Source organism: Methylobacterium aerolatum, assembly GCF_022179085.1.
Classification (GTDB): Bacteria; Pseudomonadota; Alphaproteobacteria; order Rhizobiales; family Beijerinckiaceae; genus Methylobacterium; species Methylobacterium aerolatum.
Genome location: NZ_BPQE01000002.1, coordinates 1 through 21,425, shown reverse-complemented (window position 1 = coordinate 21,425; position 21,425 = coordinate 1). Strand labels below are relative to the sequence as shown.

At 70.7% G+C, this 21,425-nt stretch carries 24 protein-coding genes; 10 read left to right on the top strand and 14 right to left on the bottom strand.

Annotated features, from left to right (window positions below; all coding sequences use genetic code 11):
• Positions 1-42: 42 nt before the first annotated feature.
• Positions 43-723, top strand: a complete 681-nt coding sequence (locus MFF06_RS00605) for a metal ABC transporter permease (protein WP_238201038.1) — start codon at positions 43-45, stop codon at positions 721-723.
• Positions 724-903: 180 nt separating this feature from the next.
• Here the strand turns inward: MFF06_RS00605 and MFF06_RS00600 are convergent, their stop codons facing one another.
• The gene (locus MFF06_RS00600; RefSeq protein ID WP_238201037.1) at positions 904-1,563 is read right to left on the bottom strand and encodes a 3-oxoacid CoA-transferase subunit B; all 660 of its coding nucleotides are present in this window, start codon (positions 1,561-1,563) and stop codon (positions 904-906) included.
• Positions 1,564-1,709: 146 nt separating this feature from the next.
• Positions 1,710-2,450: a CoA transferase subunit A gene (locus tag MFF06_RS00595; RefSeq protein WP_238201036.1), complete on the bottom strand. Its 741-nt coding sequence runs from the start codon at positions 2,448-2,450 to the stop codon at positions 1,710-1,712.
• Between the two features lie 335 nt (positions 2,451-2,785).
• Here MFF06_RS00595 and MFF06_RS00590 point away from each other — a divergent pair, with 335 nt between their 5' ends.
• Complete coding sequence (locus MFF06_RS00590) at positions 2,786-4,609, top strand: AsmA family protein (protein WP_238201035.1); 1,824 nt, start codon at positions 2,786-2,788, stop codon at positions 4,607-4,609.
• A 55-nt stretch (positions 4,610-4,664) separates the two neighbouring features.
• Positions 4,665-5,444 carry a DUF1499 domain-containing protein gene (locus MFF06_RS00585; protein WP_238201034.1) on the top strand — a complete coding sequence of 260 codons (780 nt, stop codon included), beginning with the start codon at positions 4,665-4,667 and terminating at the stop codon, positions 5,442-5,444.
• Positions 5,445-5,470: 26 nt separating this feature from the next.
• Here MFF06_RS00585 and MFF06_RS00580 read toward each other — a convergent pair whose 3' ends face one another.
• Both MFF06_RS00580 and MFF06_RS00575 read right to left on the bottom strand, forming a co-directional pair.
• Positions 5,471-6,391, bottom strand: a complete 921-nt coding sequence (locus tag MFF06_RS00580; protein ID WP_238201033.1) for an MBL fold metallo-hydrolase — start codon at positions 6,389-6,391, stop codon at positions 5,471-5,473.
• A gap of 76 nt (positions 6,392-6,467) precedes the next feature.
• Complete coding sequence (locus MFF06_RS00575; protein WP_238201032.1) at positions 6,468-6,665, bottom strand: hypothetical protein; 198 nt, start codon at positions 6,663-6,665, stop codon at positions 6,468-6,470.
• 202 nt (positions 6,666-6,867) lie between these two features.
• On the opposite strand from MFF06_RS00575, the gene MFF06_RS00570 reads away from it, so the two are divergent.
• Positions 6,868-7,044 (top strand): DUF1328 domain-containing protein, encoded by a 177-nt coding sequence (locus tag MFF06_RS00570; RefSeq protein ID WP_007568853.1) that lies wholly within the window; start codon positions 6,868-6,870, stop codon positions 7,042-7,044.
• Positions 7,045-7,121: 77 nt separating this feature from the next.
• Here the strand turns inward: MFF06_RS00570 and MFF06_RS00565 are convergent, their stop codons facing one another.
• A complete protein-coding gene (locus MFF06_RS00565) occupies positions 7,122-7,367 on the bottom strand; it encodes a NepR family anti-sigma factor (protein WP_238201031.1) in 246 nt (81 codons plus the stop codon).
• A 277-nt stretch (positions 7,368-7,644) separates the two neighbouring features.
• Between MFF06_RS00565 and MFF06_RS00560 the strand changes: the two genes are divergently transcribed.
• Together MFF06_RS00560 and MFF06_RS00555 are read left to right on the top strand one after the other, a co-directional pair.
• Positions 7,645-8,448, top strand: coding sequence for a response regulator (locus MFF06_RS00560; protein ID WP_238201030.1), 804 nt, complete (start codon positions 7,645-7,647; stop codon positions 8,446-8,448).
• 538 nt (positions 8,449-8,986) lie between these two features.
• Positions 8,987-9,349, top strand: coding sequence for a hypothetical protein (locus MFF06_RS00555; protein ID WP_238201029.1), 363 nt, complete (start codon positions 8,987-8,989; stop codon positions 9,347-9,349).
• A gap of 186 nt (positions 9,350-9,535) precedes the next feature.
• Here MFF06_RS00555 and MFF06_RS00550 read toward each other — a convergent pair whose 3' ends face one another.
• Complete coding sequence (locus MFF06_RS00550; RefSeq protein ID WP_283207231.1) at positions 9,536-9,724, bottom strand: con-10 family general stress protein; 189 nt, start codon at positions 9,722-9,724, stop codon at positions 9,536-9,538.
• Between the two features lie 188 nt (positions 9,725-9,912).
• Between MFF06_RS00550 and MFF06_RS00545 the strand changes: the two genes are divergently transcribed.
• Complete coding sequence (locus MFF06_RS00545) at positions 9,913-10,110, top strand: hypothetical protein (RefSeq protein WP_238201027.1); 198 nt, start codon at positions 9,913-9,915, stop codon at positions 10,108-10,110.
• Positions 10,111-10,138: 28 nt separating this feature from the next.
• Here the strand turns inward: MFF06_RS00545 and MFF06_RS00540 are convergent, their stop codons facing one another.
• The gene (locus tag MFF06_RS00540) at positions 10,139-10,918 is read right to left on the bottom strand and encodes a thioredoxin domain-containing protein (protein ID WP_238201026.1); all 780 of its coding nucleotides are present in this window, start codon (positions 10,916-10,918) and stop codon (positions 10,139-10,141) included.
• Between the two features lie 99 nt (positions 10,919-11,017).
• On the opposite strand from MFF06_RS00540, the gene MFF06_RS00535 reads away from it, so the two are divergent.
• Complete coding sequence (locus MFF06_RS00535) at positions 11,018-11,461, top strand: cyclic nucleotide-binding domain-containing protein (protein WP_238201025.1); 444 nt, start codon at positions 11,018-11,020, stop codon at positions 11,459-11,461.
• 11 nt (positions 11,462-11,472) lie between these two features.
• Here MFF06_RS00535 and MFF06_RS00530 read toward each other — a convergent pair whose 3' ends face one another.
• On the bottom strand, positions 11,473-11,916 hold the full coding sequence (locus tag MFF06_RS00530) for a VOC family protein (RefSeq protein WP_238201024.1): 444 nt from the start codon (positions 11,914-11,916) through the stop codon (positions 11,473-11,475).
• Between the two features lie 172 nt (positions 11,917-12,088).
• Between MFF06_RS00530 and MFF06_RS00525 the strand changes: the two genes are divergently transcribed.
• The gene (locus MFF06_RS00525) at positions 12,089-12,757 is read left to right on the top strand and encodes a L,D-transpeptidase (protein ID WP_238201023.1); all 669 of its coding nucleotides are present in this window, start codon (positions 12,089-12,091) and stop codon (positions 12,755-12,757) included.
• A 7-nt stretch (positions 12,758-12,764) separates the two neighbouring features.
• On the opposite strand, the gene MFF06_RS00520 is transcribed toward MFF06_RS00525, so the two are convergent.
• Positions 12,765-12,953, bottom strand: a complete 189-nt coding sequence (locus MFF06_RS00520) for a hypothetical protein (protein ID WP_238201022.1) — start codon at positions 12,951-12,953, stop codon at positions 12,765-12,767.
• Positions 12,954-13,623: 670 nt separating this feature from the next.
• Here MFF06_RS00520 and MFF06_RS00515 point away from each other — a divergent pair.
• Positions 13,624-17,016, top strand: a complete 3,393-nt coding sequence (locus MFF06_RS00515) for a PAS domain-containing protein (protein ID WP_238201021.1) — start codon at positions 13,624-13,626, stop codon at positions 17,014-17,016.
• A 73-nt stretch (positions 17,017-17,089) separates the two neighbouring features.
• Here the strand turns inward: MFF06_RS00515 and MFF06_RS00510 are convergent, their stop codons facing one another.
• The 5 genes from MFF06_RS00510 to MFF06_RS00490 all read right to left on the bottom strand — a co-directional run bounded on the left by MFF06_RS00510 (position 17,090) and on the right by MFF06_RS00490 (position 21,013).
• Entirely contained in the window at positions 17,090-17,383 is a 294-nt protein-coding gene (locus tag MFF06_RS00510) for a hypothetical protein (RefSeq protein ID WP_238201020.1), read from the bottom strand.
• Positions 17,380-17,682, bottom strand: coding sequence for an EthD family reductase (locus MFF06_RS00505; RefSeq protein WP_238201019.1), 303 nt, complete (start codon positions 17,680-17,682; stop codon positions 17,380-17,382). The genes MFF06_RS00510 and MFF06_RS00505 overlap by 4 nt, the downstream gene beginning before the upstream one ends.
• Positions 17,683-17,842: 160 nt before the next feature.
• The gene (locus MFF06_RS00500; RefSeq protein WP_238201018.1) at positions 17,843-19,174 is read right to left on the bottom strand and encodes an NAD(P)/FAD-dependent oxidoreductase; all 1,332 of its coding nucleotides are present in this window, start codon (positions 19,172-19,174) and stop codon (positions 17,843-17,845) included.
• A 119-nt stretch (positions 19,175-19,293) separates the two neighbouring features.
• Entirely contained in the window at positions 19,294-19,941 is a 648-nt protein-coding gene (gene maiA / locus MFF06_RS00495; RefSeq protein ID WP_238201017.1) for a maleylacetoacetate isomerase, read from the bottom strand.
• 214 nt (positions 19,942-20,155) lie between these two features.
• Positions 20,156-21,013: an outer membrane protein gene (locus MFF06_RS00490; protein WP_238201016.1), complete on the bottom strand. Its 858-nt coding sequence runs from the start codon at positions 21,011-21,013 to the stop codon at positions 20,156-20,158.
• Between the last annotated feature and the right edge of the window lie 412 nt (positions 21,014-21,425).

The following is a 21,425-nucleotide window of genomic DNA, read 5'->3' as shown; positions in this document are numbered from 1 at the left end:
GGCCGGTCCGGCTGCCCCCAATCCTCGAATGGAGACCCGCTGATGCGCAAGAACCTCACCCTCCGCCTCGCCGCCGCCGGCCTGATCGGCCTCGCGGGCGTGACCGCCGCCTCCGCGCTGGAGCGCGTGCGCGGCACGATCGACAAGGCCGATGCCAGCTCGCTCACCCTGAAGACCGAGACCGGCACCGAGACCATCGCGCTCACCGGCGCAAAGGTCGTGTCCGTGGTTCCGTCGAGCCTCGACCAGATCAAGGAAGGCACCTTCATCGGCACCGCCACCAAGGGCGAGAACCCGATGACGGCGCTGGAGGTGGTGCTGTTCCCCGAGGCGATGCGCGGCACCGGCGAGGGCCACTACGCCTGGGACGCCATCACCGACCACACGGCCGGCACCGGCTCCAAGGTGAAGAGCGCCATGACCAACGGCACCGTGAAGGCCGAGACCTCCGGCGGTCCGAAGGTGAAGAGCGCGATGACCAACGGCACGGTCAAGGCCGACAAGGCGACCGGCGGCGAGCGCACGCTCACGGTTGCCTACGACAAGGACGGCTCCAAGCAGATCGTCGTCCCGTCCTCCGCCCCCATCGTCGCCTTTGAGCCTGCGGACAACAGCGCCCTCAAGCCCGGCGCGAAGGTGTTCGCGGTGGTCGATAAGACCGGCGGCAAGCTCGACGGCAAGCTGGTCGCGGTCGGCAAGGACGGCCTGACCCCGCCGATGTGATGTCTCGCCGTCTCCTTTCCCCTCCTGCGGGGAAATGGAGGCGAAGCCGAAACGGAGGTGAGGGGGCTGGCAGGACGAGACTCCTCCGGTACGCCCCCTCACTTCAGTTGCCGCCTCGCCGCGCCGACGACGAGGTCGTCGCGGCCCTCTCCCCGCAAGCGGGGCGACGGGTTTCCGTCCTTACTTCAGCCCGACCTTGTACTCACCTTCGGTCTTGGCGCGGATGTCCTCCTCGCTTACGCCGTCGGCGAGTTCGATCAGGGTCATGCCGCCGTCGCCCTTCTTGTCGATGGTGAAGACGCCGAGATCGGTGATCACCAGATCCACCACCTGCGTGCCTGTGAGCGGCAGGTCGCAGGTCTTGAGGAGCTTGGCGCTCTCGCTGCCGTCCTTGTTCTTGGCGACGTGCTCCATCACGACGACGACGCGCTTGACGCCGGCCACGAGGTCCATGGCGCCGCCCATGCCCTTCACCATCTTGCCGGGGATCATCCAGTTGGCGAGGTCGCCGTTCTGGGCCACCTGCATGGCGCCGAGGATGGACAGGTTGATGTGCCCGCCGCGGATCATCCCGAAGGAATCGGCCGAGGAGAAGTAGCTCGTGGTCGGCAGGGCGGTGATGGTCTGCTTGCCGGCGTTGATCAGGTCCGGGTCCTCCTCGCCCTCGTAGGGGAAGGGGCCCATGCCGAGCATCCCGTTCTCGGATTGCAACTGCACCGACATGCCATCGGGGATGTAGTTCGACACCAGCGTCGGGATGCCGATGCCGAGGTTCACATAGAAGCCGTCTTCCAGCTCCTTGGCGGCGCGCGCCGCCATCTGCTCGCGGGTCCAGGCCATATCGAGACTCCTGACGGAATGGGTTTCCCCTCCCCCTTGCGGGGAGGGGTAAGGGGTGGGGGCGGCTCAGGAGGCACCGCCGAGCTTCGTCCGGCACCACCCCCACCCCCGGCCCCTCCCCGCAAGGGGGGAGGGGAGAATGTCTGTCAGTGCGTGCCGCCGCCGGCCGCGGCCGCCGGGGTCGCGTCGCCGCGCTTGCGGGTGGTGCGCTGCTCGATGCGCTTCTCGCCGGTGTTCACCGCGATGATGCGCTTCACGAAGATGCCGGGGGTGTGGATCGTGTCCGGGTCGATCTCGCCCGGCTGGACGAGGTGCTCGACCTGCGCGACGGTGACCTTGGCGGCGGTCGCCATCATCGGGTTGAAGTTGCGCGCGGTCATCCGGTAGCGCAGGTTCCCCTCGGTGTCCCCGGTATGGGCGTGGACGATGGCGAGGTCGGCGAACAGGCCGCGCTCCATCACGTAGTTCTCGCCGTCGAATTCGCGGGTCTCCTTGCCCTCGGCCACCTTGGTGCCGAAGCCGGTCTTGGTGAAGAAGGCCGGGATGCCCGCCCCGCCCGCGCGGATGCGCTCGGCCAGCGTGCCCTGCGGGTTGAACTCGATCTCGAGTTCGCCGCCGAGGTACTGCCGGGCGAATTCCTTGTTCTCGCCCACGTAGGACGAGATCATCTTGGCGACCTGCCGGGTCTCCAGGAGCTTGCCGAGGCCCACGCCGTCGATGCCGGCGTTGTTCGACACGATGGTGAGGCCCTTCACGCCGGAGGCCTGCACCGCGTCGATGAGTTCGTCCGGGATGCCGCAGAGGCCGAAGCCGCCGCACATGATCATCATGTCGTCGCGCAGGAGGCCGGCCAGCGCCTCCGTCGCACCCTTGTGAACCTTCCGCATCGAACCGTCCTTCCTCCCGCCTGCCATCCGGCATCGCGGTATGCATAAGCCGGACCCGTGTCTTCGATTCCGGCGCCGGGGTCCAGTGGCAGAGCTCTGTCCGAGCGGCAGCCACGCCGTTCCGTCACGCCCGCGCGGCATCGCCCCTGCGGCGGATCGCCCGCGATGCCGGCTAACCACAGCTCGAACCACAGCTTCCGCGGCCCGTCCGGCTCCTCGGGCAGACACGGGCTCCAGAAAGGGTTAAGGGGTTCGGTCATCGACGAGCCCTGCCGGGCTGCGCCGGCGCGGATCCGCCGGTGCGGCCGGCACCCGTGGCTTCCGTCCGGAGCCTGATGTCCCAACGCCGCCCGATCCTCGTCCTCGCGTTCTGCGCACTGGCCGTCGCCGGTCTGGGCCTTCGCGACTGGCCGCTGAAGGACGGGCGCGCGGTCGCCCTGGCCAACGGCACGCTCGCCCCCTACGGCCTCAGCTTGGCCGCCGAGGGGCCGGCGACCCTGCGCGTCCTCCCCCTGCCGAAACTCACCCTGGAGCGCGTGCGGGTCGCCGCGCCGGACGGGGCGGTGCTGGCCGAGGGGGAGCGCATGGCGGCCGAGTTCGATCCGGTCGGCTGGATCGCCGGACGGGGCATGGTCGGCGAGATCCGTCTCGATCGGGCGCGCCTCTCGCCCGACCTCGCCGCCTGGAGCGGCCCGCTCACCCATCTGCGGCGGGGCTTCGGGGCGGGCGCCGTCCCTCCGCGCCTCGTCCTGGCAGGATCGCGGATCGGCGACGGGGACGAGGCCCGCGCCATCGACCTCGACGTGGCGTGGCCGCTGTGGAGCGGGGCACTCACGGCGCGGGCGACCCTCGACTGGCGGGGCGTGCCGGCCCGCCTCTCCCTCACCCGCCTGCGCGGCGGCGATCTCCTGGAGGGGCGCCGCTCGCCCTTCGCCGCCGAGCTGGCCTGGGAGGACGGCGGCCTCGCCCTCGACGGGACCGCCGCCCTCGACGCGGACGGCGAGGCCCCCGTCACCCTCGCCGGCCGGGCGCGGTTCGAGACGCAATCCCTGTCGCGGACCCTGGCGTGGATCGGGCAGGATGCGCCCCTGGCGGCGCTCGCCGGACCGTTCAGCGTCCAGGGCAGCTTCGAGACCCACGGCCGGGCGGTCTCCTGGCCCGTGGTCCGGGTCGGCACCGGCAACGCCACCCTCGAAGGCGCGGGGGCCTTCAGCCTGGGGGCGGGCAAGGTGCCGCGGCTCTCGGTGCAGGCGACCCTCGCCGCCGACCGATTGGATGTCGGGCCGCTGACCGGCGCCCTCCTCACCCTGCTCGGCGACGGCGCGGCCCCCGTCGCCCTCGAACCGCTCACCCGCGGCGACCTCGACCTGCGCATGTCCGCCACCGAGGCCCGGGTCGGCCCCCTCACCATGGACGACCTCGCGGCGAGCGTCCTCGTCCGCGACGCGGCGCTGGAGATCGCCCTCAACCGGGCGCGCCTCAAGGGCGGCGTGATGAAGGCCCGCCTGACCCTCACCAAGGGCGCCGACCCCGCCGAGACCGACCTGCGGGTCCAAGGCGGCGTCGATCAGATCGATCTCGGCGGGCTGATGGCCGATCTCGGGGCGTCGCGGTGGGTCTCGGGCCCCCTGCAGGGCACCTTCGTCCTCGACAGCCATGCCCGCGACGTCGCCGGACTGATCGGGCGGGTCGGAGGACGGGTGAACGTCGCCATCGAGGACGGAGCCCTCTCCGGCCTCGACCTCGCCGACATCATCCACCGCAACGGCCATCTCGCGCCGGGGGCGCTCGCGCGCCGCAACGGCCGGACGGGTTTCGAAAAAGCCGCGATGGTCCTGCGGTTCTCGGACGGGATCGGGGAGATCGCCGAGGCCGACCTGCGCGGGGCGGGCGTGGCCGCGACGCTGAGCGGGCAGGTCTCCCTGCCGGAGCAGCGGCTCGATCTCGTCGCCCTGCTTTCGTCGCGGCAGTCGGCGGAGGCCCGGCGGGGCATCCGCATCGCGATCAGCGGCCCGTGGGACGACTTGACCGCCCAGGGTCGGCGGAGCGACGCCGACGAGCCCGCCATTCGCGTCCCCACCGAGGCCCGGATGCCCGGCGGGTTCCATGTCCCGGCGGTGCTCGACCTTCCGGCCCCCGCGCGGGCCTACGCGCCGTGACGGCCGCTTCCCGCGACCGCAGGGTTCATCAAGCTTTTCGGCCCTAGAAAGCGTCATGCGCCGCCTGCTCGCCGAGGATCCCGTCACCCGCGCCGGCCCCCTGGCCCGGTCACTCGCGGTGTTCGCCCTGCTGGCGACGGGCATCGCGCTCCTCGTGGTGCGCGATCCGCGGGCCGACGTGAACGCCGCCCTGGCCGCCCTGGGGGCCGGGCTCGCCGTGGCGCTGCTCGCGATCCTCGCGGCGGCCTTCGCCTTCGTGCGGATCTGGATCGACGGGGCGAGGGGCCTCGGGGCCGCCCTCGGAGGGCTTCTCCTGGCGATCCTCGTCCTGGCCTATCCGGCCTATGCGGGCCTGCGCGGGGTGCGGCTCCCGGCGGTCGCCGACATCTCCACCGATCCGGATTCGCCGCCGGCCTTCTCCCGGTCCCGCGTCGCCTTCGCCGCCCGCGAGGGGCGCTATCCGCCCGAGCCGGGCAAGGCCGCCCGCGAGGCCCAGCGCCGGGCCTACCCGCAGATCGCACCGCTGACCCTCGACATCGATGCCGACCAAGCCTTCGAGCTGGCCCGGCAGGCGGCGGTGAAGCGGCGCTGGCAGATCGTGGAAGCCATCCGCCCCGGCGGCCGCATGGGCCAGGGCCGGATCGATGCGGTCTCCCGCGGCCTCCTCCTCAACCTGCCCGCCGACGTCACCGTGCGGGTCCGCCCCCGCGCGGACGGGGCGCGGATCGACGTGCGCTCCGCCTCGCGCCTCGGCCCCCGCGATTTCGGCAGCAACGCGGACCGCATCCGGGCCTATCTCGACGACGTGGCCAACCTCGCCCTGGCGGCGAAGTAGGTCGACTTCGGCGGAGGCCCGGCGGGTCAGGCGGGGCTGTAGCGCCCGTCGATCCGGGGTGGGCCGTCGCAGGTCGCCAGCCCGCGCGAGACCATGTCCTCCAGATGGGCGTAGACCGACAGGGCCGCCGCGCCGCGCAGGCGCGGATCGAGCCCGCTGTAGACGGCGAGGACGATCTCCGGGATGCGGGTGTCGCCCGCCGCGAGGCGGTTGCGGATGCCGGCTTCCCTCTGGCGGCGGTGCCCGGCGAGGCCGCGCACGAACCGCGCCGGGTCCGTCACCGGGCCGCCATGACCCGGCCAGTAGGTCGCCTCGGTGCGGCCCCGCAGCTTGTCCAGGGACTCCATGTAGGCGCGCATCTGCCCGTCGGGCGGGGCGACCACCGTGGTGGACCACGCCATGACGTGGTCACCGGAAAACAGGGCATCGGCCTCCGGAAAGGCGAAGGCGAGGTGGTTCATCGTGTGGCCGGGGGTCTCCACCGCCGTGAGGGTCCAGCCCGGCCCGGAGACGCCCTCTCCCTCCGTCATCACGCGGTCGGGCCGGTAGTCCCGGTCGGCGCTGGCGTCGAGGGCCGGGGTCTCGCCGTCGATGAGCGCCCGCGCGGCCTTGTGTGGTGCGCAGCCGAGGACCGGCGCGCCGGTCAGCGCGGCGAGGCGCTTGGCGCCGGGGGAATGGTCCTTGTGCGTATGGGTGACGAGGATCGCCTCGATCGTCTCGCTGGCGAGCTCCGCCATGAGCCCGTCGAGATGGGTGGGATCGTCCGGTCCCGGATCGATCAGGGCGACGCGCCCGTGGCCGACCACGTAGGTGCAGGTGCCCGTCGCCGTGAAGGGACTGCGGTTTCCGGCGACCCTGCGCCGGATCAGCGGTGCGACGGCCTCGATCCTGCCGGGCTCTGGCATGGCCCTGGAGAAGGCCGGCTGCGTGTCGTCCGTGTCCGCCATGTCACTCCCATCCGTGCCCGGTCAGTAGGGCAGGGGGAGCGTCCGGCGCAATGCCCGAAGCCGGTCAGTGGCGGGATCAGGACCGGCGGCGCGGACGGACGCGCACAGGGATCGGTTGCAGCGCCGGCGCGGGCATCAGGCCCCGCAGGATCCCGGCTACCGCGTCGGCGACCGCCGAGCCGATACCAGCGAGGCGCGAGCCGAGGGCCGCCATCCCGGTGCGGGGGGTGGAGCGAAGTTCCTTGCGCGCAGTCTTGAATGCGAATGCCGGCATCGATGATCCCGAAGCCTCCAGTGACCACACCACGAACGTCCCGTGACCCCGACTGTTCCGTTTCGGGTCTATCCCCGGGAATCGGTCGGATTGCCGCGCCGCCCCGGGGGTGCACCGGGAACCGGAAACGAAACTTGGCGTTTTGAAGGCAATCACCGCAAGGGATTTCGTCCCAGTCGGTTTACGGAGAAGGATCAAAGCGATGCTCGGTTGGGCCGTAACATTCCTCGTCGTGGCGCTCGTGGCCGCCCTGCTCGGGTTCGGCGGCATCGCCGGCACCGCCATGGAGGCTGCCAAGCTGGTGTTCTTCGTCGCCATCGTGCTCTTCGCCATCTCGGCCGTCGTCGGCCTGATGCGCGGCCGTTCGCCGACACTCTGACGTAAGCGCCCCGGACACCGGGGATGACACAAGGGGCCGCTCCGCAAGGGCGGCCCGCTTCGTTTGCGGGTCCGGGTTCAGGCGCTGCGGTCGGCCGCGTCGAGCTTGGCGATCAGCTCCGCGAAGCGATCCGGGACCGGCTGATTCGCGACGGTGTCGTACATGGCACGCAGCTGGTTCGCGATCCGGTCGCGGGACTGCACGGAAAGGCCCTGCCGGACGGAGCGCGAAGTCTCCGCCGACGGATCGGGCAGATCGCGCAGGGGCGATTCGGCGGCGGCCGGGGTACCGTTGGACGGAACGGGACTCGCACTCGACGCCACACGCTGATCCCTGAGATCCGATGCAGATCTCTCGTCCGTCATCCAATGGCCCCTTGTTGTGCGAACGCACACGGCCACATTGTGCTGCGGCTCGAGTTACGTCATGGCTTCGGCGGCAACGCCTCCGCCGCTTTTCGGTTCCGCCCCGGTGGAACGGAGCCGCAGCCCCTGCGTTGGGCGGGAGGCCGAAGAAACATCAGCGCCGGCCGCGGCACAGCCCGATCTGACGACGGGTTGAGATGTGGCCGGGGTGAAAGGCGAGGCACAGGTAGAAAGAATGTCGACATCGCAACTCGTGGTGCAGCATCTGCCGTACCTCCGTCGTTACGCGCGTGCTCTCACAGGAAGCCAGGTCGCCGGTGACGCCTATGTCGCCGCGACCCTCGAAACCCTGGTGAACGAGCCCGACACCCTCGGGCGCAGCACGAACATCAAGGCGGACCTCTTCCGCGTCTTCACCCGGATCTGGAATTCGCTCTCGGTCAACGGCCGTGGCGAGCAGGTTCAGCACGATCTCCCCGCCGAAGTGCGGCTCGGCCAGATCACGCCCCTTCCCCGGCAGGCCTTCCTGCTCTCCTGCCTGGAGGGCTTCTCCGAGGAGGACGCCGCCACGATCCTGGGGGTCGATGTCGCCGAGGTCCGCGATCTCGTGGACGAGGCCGGGCGCGAGCTCGCGGCCGACATGGCCACCGGTATCCTGATCATCGAGGACGAGCCGCTCATCGCCATGGACCTTGAGGCGCTGGTCGAGGGTCTGGGCCACAACGTCATCGGCGTCGCGCGCACCCGCACCGAGGCCGTGAAGATCGCGGGCGGCGACCGCCGTCCGGGCCTGATCCTCGCCGACATCCAACTCGCCGACGGCTCCTCGGGCCTCGACGCGGTGAACGACCTCCTGAAGACCTTCGAGGTGCCGGTGATCTTCATCACCGCCTACCCCGAGCGCTTCCTCACCGGCGAGCGGCCCGAGCCGGCGTTCCTCATCGCCAAGCCCTTCCAGCCGGCGAACGTCTCGGCCGTCATCAGCCAGGCGCTGTTCTTCCAGCAGACCGCCCGGCGGCGGGAAGCCAAGTCCGCCTGATAAGAGCCGGCCTGATCAAGGTCGGCCCTCCAGCGGGCGATCCGGCCGCCTTTCGAGCCGTTTCAGCACCACCGAAAGCCCCGGCCCCGGCCGGGGCTTTTTTGTGCGTGGGGTGCCCCACTGCACCGGGCGTCGGCCGTGTTCACCACGTCTCACGATGCGCCGCGACAGAGCGCGTCGCCCGTGCATTGGCTCGCCGGATCGTCGCGAGCCGTCAGCGAGACGCGCACGAAAAAACGGGCCGGAGCACGCTCCAGCCCGTCAACAGGTTCCGGCCGATGCACAAGGGGAATGCGGGGAGGACCAAGTGGCCGGGTTGATTGAGAACGGGCTGGACGCCGTACGGTTCCTTCGATTTATTGGGAAGCGTGATTTCTCTGCCACAGGGCGGCCTGTGGACAACGGGGGTGCGCACCCGCACGCCGACGCGGGATCGGATCGAATACTCAGATACTAACAAAGCGTGACAGTCGAGGAACTGAAGTTCCGATGCGGCGTTGAGTGTTCAACCTGTCAAGCTCTTTGTGAGGGTTCGGCGATGCGGCGGTCTGGTTTCTACCTCGGAATCGGTGTCTCGGCTGCGGTGCTGACCTTCTGGGCACAGCCGGTCGTGCAGGCTTCTGCCGATGGCTGGGCGCCCGCCGCTCCGATCGCCGCAATCGCGCCGCAGACCCTACCGGGGATGCGCCCGGCCTCCATCGCCCTCAGCCCGACCCGCCTCGCGGGTGTGGAGCGGGCGGTCTCGGGCCAGACCAAGCCCGCGACCGAAGAGGCGCAGGAGATCGGTCCCAAGCCGATGAAGCCGTTGCGGCGTCTTGTGCGCGAGGGCTGTGAGCTTCCCGTGAGCGCCCTGGCTGGTCCCGAGGCGCGCCGCCTGACCCCCGGACGCTGCATCTCGTAAGGGGGTGTGGGGCAGTGAGCCTCGCATCGACATTGCGAACGCAAAAAAGCCCCGCAAAACGCGGGGCTTTTTCGTCGCGCCGGTGAAGCGAGCGCTGACGGACTCGAAGTCGTTGGTCGTTGGTTGGCCGAAGAGCGGCGCCGACCCCGAAGGGCCGGCCGCCGTACGCATACTCAGACGGTCGCGTTACTCGCCGCGGCCGGTTCCCGTCGATTGGCCGCCCTTGCGACCGGCCGACGAGGCCAGTTCGCGGTCTTGCGAGAAGGAGCGCTTCTCCGCCGGCACGCTGCGCCCGCCCTTGCTCGCGATCTCACGCTGCCGCTCGATATCCATCGAGGCAAACCCTCGCTTCGAGGTCGAATTTCCGGATGCCATCAGTTCCTCCTCAGGCTTCGCTTCACCCGGCAACAACCTTCAGCAATAACCAAGGTTCCGACAGCGCCGAACAGCCACGTTGGGTTGCGGCTAAGCTTGGGAGCAACCGGCGGCTGCGCAAGACGTTGTTTTAAGATCGAAAGCACCGGGCGACGGCTCCGGCGCGCGCAACGCGGGACAACCTTTGCATGACCAATCGCAACATGGTGACCAAGGCGAAGCCGGAGGTGGAGCCCAACACGGCGCCCCTACCGCCGATGCCGGCCCCGGAGGACGCCGCCACCCCCACGACCCGCACCGATCCGATCGACTCGCCCCAGCCGAACGCGAGTTCGGACCGCGAACCTCCGAGCGAGCGCAAGCAGGGCCTCGCCACGCGCCGCTGAAGCTCGCCCGACGACCGTTCTCGCGCCTTCAGTCGGCGCGCACGGCGGCGCGCTCCTGTCGGCGGCGGATGCGCGTGAGGGCCAGGAGGAGCAGGGCGATGGCGGCCACGGTCGTCGCCCCGGCCACGGTCAGGATCCGCCCCACCAATGGCGTGTAGAGGCCCTTGGCCGCATCGTAGCCGTAGCAGAGCAGGGCCAAGCGGTCCGTGAGGGCGCCGACCTTGCCCTCTCCCGCCTCGGTCAAAGCGAGGCGCAGGTCCCGCCCCGAGAGGGCGAGGGGCGAGAGCACCCGCGTGAGGCGCCCGTCGCCGGCAAGCACCAGCGCTTCGGCGGGGTGAGCGTAGCTGTCGGTGCCGGCATCGTAGACGTATCGGTAGCCCAGCGCCGCCGTGAGGCGTGCGATGCCGGCCGGTCCCGCCACCAGCACGACCGGGGCGCCGGGCCGGTCGCCCCAGAGGTCTGCCACCCGACGACGGGCGATGGCCGCGTCGTCCTTGGGGTCGAGCCCGAACAGGATCAGGCGGCACTCGGCCGGGTCGAGGCCCGTGGTGCCGAGGGCGTCCCCCGACTGGCCGATCATCGGATCGCAGACGTTGCCGCAGGTGTAGTCGACAGGCAGGAGGAGGGCGGGGCGTCCGGCCAGAACCGCGCCGAGGGTTCCGGTCTCGCCCGTGGCGGCGTCGGTGACGGGAAGATCGAGGGGCGCGCGGGCGTCGGGCGGCGGCGTTACGGCGACCCGGTCGAGATCGGCCTTCACGAGCCGCGCTTGCGCGGAATCCGGTGCGGCAAGGGTGGTCAGGAGGGCCAATCCGCCCGCGGCACTGGACAAAGTGCGGTTGAATCGCATGGATGCGCGCACTGCCTCGCGGGTTCGGACCCGAAGGTTCCCTTGGTCGCAGAGTTGTCCATGACCCTCGACAACGAGGTCTCGTCCCTCCGCCAGGTCCCGCTGTTCCGGGAGGTCGAGCCGGCCCGCCTCAAGCTCCTCGCCTTCACCAGCGAGCGGGTGCATTTCGAGCCCGGCCAGCGCTTCTTCAGCCGGGGGGACGTGGCGGATGCCGCCTACGTCATCCTCGAGGGCAGTGCCGAGGTCACGATCGACGGCCCGGCCGGGCCGATCCGCCTCGCCCTGCTGGGCGCGGACGCGCTGGTCGGGGAAATGGGCATCCTGGCGGAGCAACCCCGCTCGGCCACCGTCATGGCGGAGACCGCCGTCACCGCCCTGCGAATCGACCGGGGCGTCTTCCTCGAACTCCTCGCCCAGTTCCCGCAGATCAGCATCGCCTTGATGCGCGTGCTGGCCACCCGCCTCGAACAGACGAACCAGGCGCTGGCCGAAAGCCGGGGCTGAGCGGCCCGCCGTCATTCGGTCGGGTAGGTGATGAATTCGAGCAGCGATCCGTCGGGGTCGCGGAAGTAGACGCTCACGCCCGCGCCGGCGGCGCCGTGCCGTTCCACGGGGCCGAGCTCCACGCTCACGCCGTGGGCTTCCAGATGGCCGATGGCCTCCTCCAGGCTCCCGGACCAGCGGAAGCAGAGGTCGCTGTTGCCGGGCATGACCGGCTCGGCGGCGACGGGCTCCGCCAGCACCCCCGGACCGTGGCAGTTCAACTGGACGCCGCCGAAACGGTAGGCGAAGCCCGGCCCGCGCGTGATGACTTCGGCTCCCACCACGTCCCGGTAGAACGCGTTGGAGCGTTCCCAGTCGCTGACATGGATCACGCAATGGTCGAGATGGATCGCCGGACGGAGGGCGGCCTCCGGAATCGTCGCCTCCTCCACGGGCAGAACCTGCGTGTCGGGCATCGTGGGTCTCCCGGATGGACGAGGGCGCGCGACGGGCTCGCTGCGCACAATGAATTAGGGCGCTTCGGTGGCGAGGCGACGCGCCGATAACAGTGGTCATGCGGCGCAAAAGCTACATCGGCGCGTGCCCGGCCGGGTTAGGCAAGCGGCACAGACGCGCAGAAGGACGTTCATGCCCGCCGTTCATCGCAACAGCCGCCCCGTCCTCCGGCCGGTCCTGCTCGCGCTGATCGCCGCGATCTCCCTGGGCGCCTGCCAGACACGGCAGTCCCAGCTCGCGCAGGACGACGAATCCGCGTGGTACATCGGCGCGAAGGCCGACAAGCCCTTCGACATCCCCCTGGTCGACACGAACCGGCTCGACCCGAAGTACCGCCGCCAGACCGTGGCCTATACGGGCCTGGAGCCGGCGGGGACGATCGTCGTGGACATCGACCAGCGCCAGCTCTTCCTCGTGCAGGAGGGCGGCACCGCCCTGCGCTACGGCGTCGGCGTCGGCAAGCAGGGCTTCTCCTGGAAGGGCGAGGCGCGGGTGGGCCGCAAGGGCGTCTGGCCGGACTGGAGCCCGACACCGACCATGGTCTCCCTCAACCCGGACCTGCCCAGGACCCGCAAGGGCGGCCTCGACAACCCCCTCGGCGCCCGCGCCCTCTACCTCTACCAGGGCAACCGCGACATCTTGTTTCGGATCCACGGCACCAACGAGCCGTGGAGCATCGGCGAGCAGATGTCCTCCGGCTGCGTGCGGATGCTGAACGAGGACATCGCCGACCTCTACGAGCGCGTCCCGGTGAATGCCCGCGTGGTGGTGAAGCGCGGCGGCAAGCCGCGCACGATCTGAAATTGTATCAGGACGACGGCGGGGGCGGATTCCGCCGCGGGGCCGGGGGCGTGTCGTCCGAACCCAGGATCGTCGCGGCGGTGAGGCCCGTGGGCCGGTCGGCTCCCGGCACGGGCGGGCCGATCAGGGCGCCCGCCAGGGTGAGGAGCACGAGGCAGGCGGCAAATCCGCTGGCGATGGTGACGAGGGCACGCATCCCATCGTAACCGCCGCGCGCCGACCCCGTTCCATGGGCCGCGCCGATCCGCTCCGCTCCCTCAGGGCCATCCACCCAGCGCCAGGGCCGCGCTCAAGAGCAGCAGGCCGCTGCCCATGAGGATGAGGGCGAGTCGGCGCGATTCGTCCCGGTTCCGGTGCAGGCGGTCGGTCACCTCAGCAGGCCCGCCATCATCGCGGTGAGGCCGAAGCAGAGCGAGACGAAGGCCGCGCACAGCAGCGCGTTGTCGATCATCCGCGTACGGGGCCCGTCGAGATCGTCGTGAAGCATCGCCGATACCTCCCGAGGCCGAAGCTGACGGCCGGATGTTTCCGTGCGATGTCGCGGCGGAGCCGGGCGCGGGCGCATCGCGAGCCGCAAAGCGGTTTCGGCCGGGCGTTCGAACACGTCTGCGTGACCCGCCGCCGGCCGGCCGCTCCGGCTCCTTCCGCCGCCCGACGCACGTCGTTACCGGCGATCAACCTTTTTCGCGTGAATGTCGGATCACGGGAACGCGCGGCGCTTCGCCGAGGGAGGCGCCATGGCTCCCAACGCAGGTCCGGCCCCCAACGCAGGTCCGGCCCCCTTACGCGGCCGGATACCATCCCGGTCCCGGTCCGCGGGGACGACAACCGGGCCGGGCGGAAGCCCGGACACGGAGGCGCGATCCATGACGCAGCCTGACGCGACGACCCAGGGCGACGGATCGCCCGCCATCGGCTCGTCCGCGCCGCCGCGCGACGAGAACCTGCGCCTCGCCGCCCTCGACGCCCTCGGGCTGCTCGATACCGGGCCCGAGCCGCATTTCGAGGCGGTGTGCCGCATTGCCCGGCGCGTCCTGCGCGTCGGCGACGCCTTCGTGGCGCTGATGGGTGCCGATCGGGTCTGGCTGAAGACGCCCTGCACCCTCATCCCCACCACCGCCCCCCGGCGCGAGGTGTTCTGCCACGCGGTCATCGAAGCGGGCGAGCCGATCATCGCCCCCGACACGCGGGAGGACCCGCGCTTCCAACACCTCGCGGCGGTGAGGGGCGACAAGGCGATCCGCTTCTATGCCGGGATCCCTCTGGCCCTCACGCCGGGCCTGCCGATCGGCACCTTCTGCCTCGTCGATACCGTGCCGCGCGAGCTCTCGGAGGCGGACATCGCCACCTTCCACGACCTCGCCGAGACGGTCCTCGCCCATCTCCGCCTCGCCTTCGCGGACACGGAGCGCCACCGGGAGGCGGCCTCGGCGGTGGAGCGGGAGGCCGTCATCGTCCAGCAGACCGGCGAGATCGAATCCCGAGCGAGGGCCCAGGAGAACGCCGACGCGCAGCTGATGATGGCGGAGTGGCTCGCCTCGATCGGGACGTGGCAGGTCACCCTCGCCGACGGCATCGTAACGTGGTCCCCCGGCCTGTTCCGCATCACCGGCATCGATCCCACCGCCCCGGCGCCGACCCTGTCCGAACTGCCGGCGCTCTACCATCCCGACGACCGGGAGCGGGTGCAGGCGGTCGTGGCCCGCGCCATCGCCGACGGCGACGCCTTCTCCTACGAGGCGCGGGTGCTGCGGGCCGACGCTACCATCCGGGACGTCGTCGTCCGGGGCGTGTCCCGGAAGGAGCCGGGGGGGCAGGTCGCGGGACTCGTGGGCGTTCTCATCGACGTCACCGACACCCGCCGGGTCGAGGACGCGGCGCGGCGCGGCGACGTCCGCTACCGGGGCCTCGCGGAGAACCTGCCGCTCCTCGTCTGGACGATGCGCGTCCGCGACGGCGAATCGACCTACGTCAACACGCAGTTCCGCGACTATTTCGGTCCCATCGGGCCGGCTCGGGCGGAGCGGCTCGCCCGCAACCACCCGGACGACGCATCGGCCATGGAAGCCGCGTGGCGCACCGCCCTGGAGACCGGGCGGGGCTATTCCGGCCAGTGGCGGATCCGGCGGCACGACGGCGTCTACCGCTGGCACCAGATCTCGGTCTCGCCGGTGCTGCTCGACACCAACGGGGACATCCTCGAATGGATCGGCACCGCGCTGGATGTCGATGACATCATCACCGCCCGCCTCGCCGTCGAGGATGCCCGCCAGATGCTCGGCCTCGCCCTCGATGCGGCAGGCGCCGGGACCTGGGATTGGGACATGCAATCGGGCATCGTGACCCTCGGGCCCGAGAGCGCCCGGATGCACGGCCTCACGCGGCATAAGGACCAGTCCTGCCGGCTCAACGCCGCCGAGTGGACCGCCCTGCTCGATCCCGACGATGCCGGCGAGACCTGGAACGAGGTCCTGCGCGCCATCGACGCCCGGTCCATCTTCACTGCACAGTTCCGCGTCGGCGATTGCTGGATCCATTCGCGGGGCCGCACCGTCTACGGCCGGGACGACCGGCCGGTCCGCATGGTCGGCCTGCACCTCGACGTCACCGATTCGAAGGCCATCGAGGCGGCCCTGCGCGCGGCGACCCGCGACGCGGAGACGGCCCGCGCCGAGGCCGAGCGGGCGAGCGCCGCCAAGAGCAACTTCCTCGCGGCGATGAGCCACGAGATCCGCACGCCCCTGAACAGCATCCTCGGTTATGCGGAGCTGCTCCTCGACGGCGACACCATCCAGGGCGAGGACCGTCGGCGTCTGGACCTGATCCAGCATTCCGGTGCCGCGCTGCTCACCGTCGTCAACGACGTCCTCGACTTCTCGAAGATCGAAGCCGGCAAGCTGACCCTCGAAAGCCGGGGCTTCGCCCTTCCGGCGCTGATCGACGCGGCGATCTCCATCGTGCGCGGCGGCGCCCTGAAGAGCGGCCTCGCCATCGAGACGGAGACCAGCCCCGACCTGCCGCAGCGGGTGATCGGCGATTCGAGCCGCCTGCAGCAGGTGCTGCTCAACCTCCTCAACAATGCGGTGAAGTTCACGGCGGTGGGCTCCGTCACCCTGCGCGTGAGCCGCGAGGGCAGGGGCTTCGCCCCCGATGGATCGCCCGGCGACGCCCTGCGGTTCTCCGTCTCCGACACCGGCATCGGCATCGCCGAGGCCGACCGGGAACGGCTCTTCCGCCGCTTCAGCCAAGTGGATGATTCGATCAACCGCCGGTTCGGGGGCACAGGGCTGGGCCTCGCCATCTCGCACCAGCTCGTCGGCCTGATGGGCGGCGAGATCGGCGTCGAGAGCCGGGAGGGCCACGGCTCGACCTTCTGGTTCACCCTGGTCCTCCCGCGGGAGGACGGGCCGGCGGCCTCGCACACGGCCGAGTCGGGTGCCATCCCGGCGGCATCCGCGGAGGCGCCGAAGCCGCCGGGCGAGGCCGCCCCGGCCTGGACCAAGCCGCTGCGGCTGCTCCTGGCCGAGGACGTGGCGGTGAACCGGGAACTCGCCTGCGCCGTGCTGGAGGCGGAAGGGTACGAGGTCTCCACCGCCGCCGACGGCGCCGAAGCCTTCGCGGCGGTAGAGGCGGCCTTCGCCCTGGGCCACGGCTACGACCTCGTCCTGATGGACGTGCAGATGCCGGGCGTGGACGGTCTCTCGGCGACACGCCGCATCCGCGCCCTGCCGCCGCCCGCCGGCGACGTGCCGATCGTCGCCATGACGGCCAACATCCTGCCCGAGCAGGTGGAGGACCTGCGCGAGGCCGGGATGGACGACCATGTCGGCAAGCCCTTCCGCCGGGTCGAGCTCGTCGCCGCCATCGATCGGTGGACCGCGCCCGAGGCCCGCCACCGGAATCCGCCGCGCCCCCGCGCCGCGACGCTGTTGCCGGACCCGCAGACTCACGACACAGCCGTGCTGGATGCGATGCGGGAGCGCTACGGGACGGTCCGCGTGAACGGCCTCCTCGACCTTCTCGAGGGGGAACTCTCGCAGCGGTTCCGACTGGCGGTCCAGGACCGGTGGGAGATCGCCCACGACGCCCACGCCATGGTCTCGGCGGCGGGGATGCTCGGTTTCGGCAAGCTCTCGGACATCTGTCGGGAGTTGGAGGCGGCCGCCCAGGCGGGCGACGACCTCTCTCACCTGATGAGGCGGCTGGAGACCCAGCGCGCCAAGGCCCTGCGCCTCATCCGCACCATCCGGGCGGCGTGAGCCGGCGCCCTCCTGCGGGGACCGCCCGGGGGCGGGCCCCCGGCATCGGGCCGGGGAGGGGAGTGCCCCGGCGCTACTCCTCGATCGGATCGCCGGTCCAGGTGCTGGCGAAGGCAGCGAGCTGGCGCCCGTCCGCGAAGGCGGCCACGCTGAGGGTCCGCGGCTGTGGCTCGGCCCCCGGATAGGGGCTGAGGCTCACGGAGACCCGGACGAGCCGGGCCTCGGGGGCGTGGGCGTTGAGCCACGCCTTCGCCTCGGGGGTGAAGCTGTCCGGCCCGGCCAGGGCCCGCGCATCCCCGCGCAAGACCAGGACGTAGGAGCCGAGCGTGGGCTCGGCCTCCTTCACGGCTTCGATGACGTCGATCACGCGAATTCGTTAATCTGCACCTGGGCCTGGGCCTCGGTGAAGTTGGGGATGTCGGCGAAGATCTCGGCGCCATGGGCGGCGGCCGCCTGGGCGAAGGCGTCGGCGGACTCGAACTTGAGCAGGGCCATCACTTGGAACGGCGCCGCGCCGCCATCCGGCGTGCTCTGGCCGAACACCACGGTCGCGTCATGCAGGCCCATGCCGGACCAGCGCTCCCGCACCAGGGGCATATGCGTCTTCAGGTAGTAGTCCCGGTCGAATTTCGGCCCGGTGGGATACATCACGGTCACGAGGATCATCGGCTTCCTCCCTGGCTGGCCCGACGGCGTCGGGCGCCCCTTCACTGGGCTTTGGCCCGAGCCGCCTGTCGCCGCAACCGGAAACGGCAGGAACCGCCGGCTCGTTGCATCGGGCCGGCGGCGACGGGGCTGTGCCGACGGTGTGGCGGAGCGGTGCGGCTCAGTGCAGCTTCACCCGCGACACCGTCCGCCGGGTGAGGGCGCGGGCCAGGGCATCGAGGGTGGTCTTGATCGTGCCGTGCAGGGCGCGCTCGTGCATCTTGTAGAGCGAGCGGTACATCATCCGCGCGAACAGGCCGGCGATGAGCATGTTCTTGCCGCGGATGAAGCCCATCAGGCTGCCCACCGTCGAGTACTCCCCGAGGGAGACGAGGGAGCCGAAATCCCGATACTTGAACGGCGTCAGCGGACGTCCGGCGATCTTGGCTTCGATCTGCCCGATGAGATGGGTCGCCTGCTGGTGGGCGGCCTGGGCGCGGGGCGGCACCGGCCGGTCGGAGCCGGCCTCGACGAAGTAGGCGCAGTCGCCGAGGGCGAAGATGTCCGGGTCGCGGGTGGTCTGGAGCGTCGGCGTCACCACGAGCTGGTTCGTGCGGGTGGTCTCCAGCCCGCCGATGCCCTGGAGGAAGGGCGGGGCCTTCACGCCCGCCGCCCAGACGACGAGTTCGGAGGGCAGGAACGTCCCGTCCGCGAGCTGCACGCCGTCCGCCCGCACCTCGGTGACCCGCGCCTTGAGCCGGACATCGACGCCGATCGAGGAGAGCAGCTGCATCACCTCCGCCGAGAGTCGCTCCGGCACGGCGGGCAGGACGCGGTCCGCCGCCTCCACAAGCGTGATGCGGATGTCCTTGTCGGGGTCGATGCGGTCGAGCCCGGTGGCCACCACGTGGCGCAGGGTCCGGTGCAGTTCGGCGGCAAGCTCCGTCCCCGTCGCGCCGGCGCCGATGACCGTCACGTGCAGCTGGCCCGGCCGCACGGGACCGGACTGCGTGTGGGCGCGCAGGCTGGCGTTGACGAGGCGCTGGTGGAAGCGCACCGCCTGCTCCTGCGTGTCCAGGGCGATCGCGTGCTCGGCGACGCCGGGGGTGCCGAAATCGTTGGTGGTGGAGCCCACCGCGACAACCAGCGTGTCGTAGTTCACGAGCCGCTCGGGCGTCACCTCGCGGCCTTCCCCGTCGTAGCTCGCGGCCAGCCGGATCTGCTTGGCGTGCCGGTCGAGGCCGACCATCTGGCCGATCCTGTAGCGGAACCCGTGCTGGTGGGCGTGGTGCAGGTAGTCCACCGCATGGTGGCCGACGTCGAGGCTGCCGGCGGCGACCTCGTGGAGCAGGGGCTTCCAGATATGGGTCCGCGCCCGGTCGACCAACGCGACCTCGGCCTTGCCGCGCTTGCCCAGGCGTTCGCCGAGCTTGGTCACGAGCTGCAGCCCCGCAGCGCCGCCACCCACCACCACGATCCGATGCCGGCCGGTCTCACTGTTGGTCTGGACCATGGACGCCCTCATCACGGTTGGCCGCATTTTCGTCTGCCGCGGCCTTTGAAAGGATTAAACCGGCGCCGACACGGGAAGAGTTCTCTCGACGCGTCGACGTGCCGCCGGGTGCGCGGGGCTCAGCCCTGCGGCGCTCCGGGCTGGCGCAGGGGATGCGCCTCGGCCACCGCCGGCAGGGCAAGACACGCCTGCGCGATCCGCGCCACGGTGGGGTAGGGGTCGGTCGGTACGCCGAAGATGCCCGTCCCGACCCAGAGGCTCACGAGGCACAGGTCGGCGTGGGTCGGCGCGTCGCCCTGGCAGAACCGCCCCGTCCCGTCCTCGGAGGACAGCCGCGTCTCCAACGTCCGCAGGCCGCCCTCGAAGGCGTGCCGCACGAAGCCCATCATGCGCTCCTTCGGCAGGCCGTACTCCTCCATGAGGAAGGAGCGGACGCGCGGCACGTAGAGGGGGTGCGTGTCACAGGCGACGAGCTGTGCCAGAGAACGGACCCTGGCCCGCGCCCTCGCATCCTCCGGCAGAAGGCGCGGCCCGCCCCTGGTCTCCTCCAGATAGTCGAGAATCGCGAGGGACTGGGTGAGGGGAGGCCCCTCGCCGTCGAACAGCGCCGGGACCGCGCCCTGGGGGTTGATCGCCCGGAAGTCCGGCTTGTGCTGGTCGCCCGCGTCGAGGTCGATGAAGGTCTCCTCGTAGGGGATGGCCTTCAGCTTGAGGGCGATCCGGACCCGGAAAGCTGCCGCCGAGCGCCAATTGCCGTAAAGATGCACCGATCGAGCTCCGCAAACCGTCGCCGTGACAGGTTCTAGCGCGTTTGCCGTGATCCCTAAATCGGGAAAAAACGCAAAGCGTCGTTCAGTTCTTTTTGGCGACGCACGCCTCCGCCGCACCGCTCGGGCGGGCACGAAAAGGGGCGGGTACCGCATCCGGCACCCGCCCCAAGGTCTCGTTCGGGGCGCGCGACCCCGGCGGAGCGATTCGGTCCTAGAAGCCGCCGAACTTGTAGTTGAAGCCGGCGCGGACGATGTTGCCCTCGGTCTTGAAGCGCGAGAGGTAGGACGGGGCGCCGGTGGCGACGGAGTTCACCACGACGTTCTGGGTGCCCAGGTCGTAGTGGATGTACTCGGCCTTGATGGTGATGGCGTCGTACTTGATGCCGAGGTAGCGGCCGACGGCGAAGGTGTTCAGGAAGCTGTCGGTCGGCAGGGCGAACTCGATGCCGCCGCCGTAGGCGTAGCCGGTCTTGAAGTCGTCGTAGCGGCCGGCGAACTGCAGGGCGCCGCCTGGGGTGTAGAAGTTCACGTCGTGGAAGACGTTGCCGTAGGCGAGGCCGCCGGTGCCGTACACGAGGACGCGGTCGAAGGCATAGCCGACGCGGCCGGTGAGGGTGCCGAGCCAGTCGAGGCTCTGGCGGTAGGCGCTCGGGTTCGGCAGGACGCCGCCGGCCAGCGGCGCGCCCAGGATGAAGCGGTTCTTGGTGATGTCCGTCCAGTCGATGCTGTTCGCGATACCGACGACGATCCCGGAGCCCGGCGTGAACTGGTAGTTGTAGCCGGCGGTGCCGCCGATGTTGGCGAAGCCATCCTGCGACGCGGTGATGGAAGCGGGGCGGCGGCCGGCGGCGACGTTGCCGGCGGTGACCGGGTTCAGGCCGACGGTGGTGATCCGCTGGTTGTCGGTGAAGGTGTAGGCCGACTCGAGACCGGCGTAGAAGCCCGTCCAGGTGAAGACCGGCACCGGCGTGAACACCGGCGGCGGGGCGGCGCGGCGCGGCAGGTCGGCGGCCTGGGCGGAGGTGGCCAGCGCCGCTGCGGCGGTGGCCAGGAGGACTTTCTTCATCATGTCGGCGGGGCCTGATGTTTGAGCGCTGAGACTATGCAGCCAAGTTAAAGCCCGGCCATCGGTGTGCCTATGCCCTAGAAGCCACAGTGACGCTTGAAAGGAACAGTGTTGTCGTTCGGTTGCGGCGGTCGGGCCGCCGGAGGCTGGCGCGGGGATGCGCGTCGGGCGGCGCGCGGAAGGGCGCGTGAGATGCGCGTGGGGGGCGCATGACGCGCGCGTTCCAGCGCCCGCGCGGTCTCAACCGGGGGTAGCCCTTGATCCGGACGGGCCGACCCTCTAAGCGTCCGGCGCTTTTCGTCCCCGTCATGCGTCGGGGCGTCCGAGCAGGATCCGGGGCAGTCTCGCTGCCCCCGCCGCAGGAACGGGAATCATGGGCAAGGAAAAGTTCTCTCGCACCAAGCCGCACTGCAAC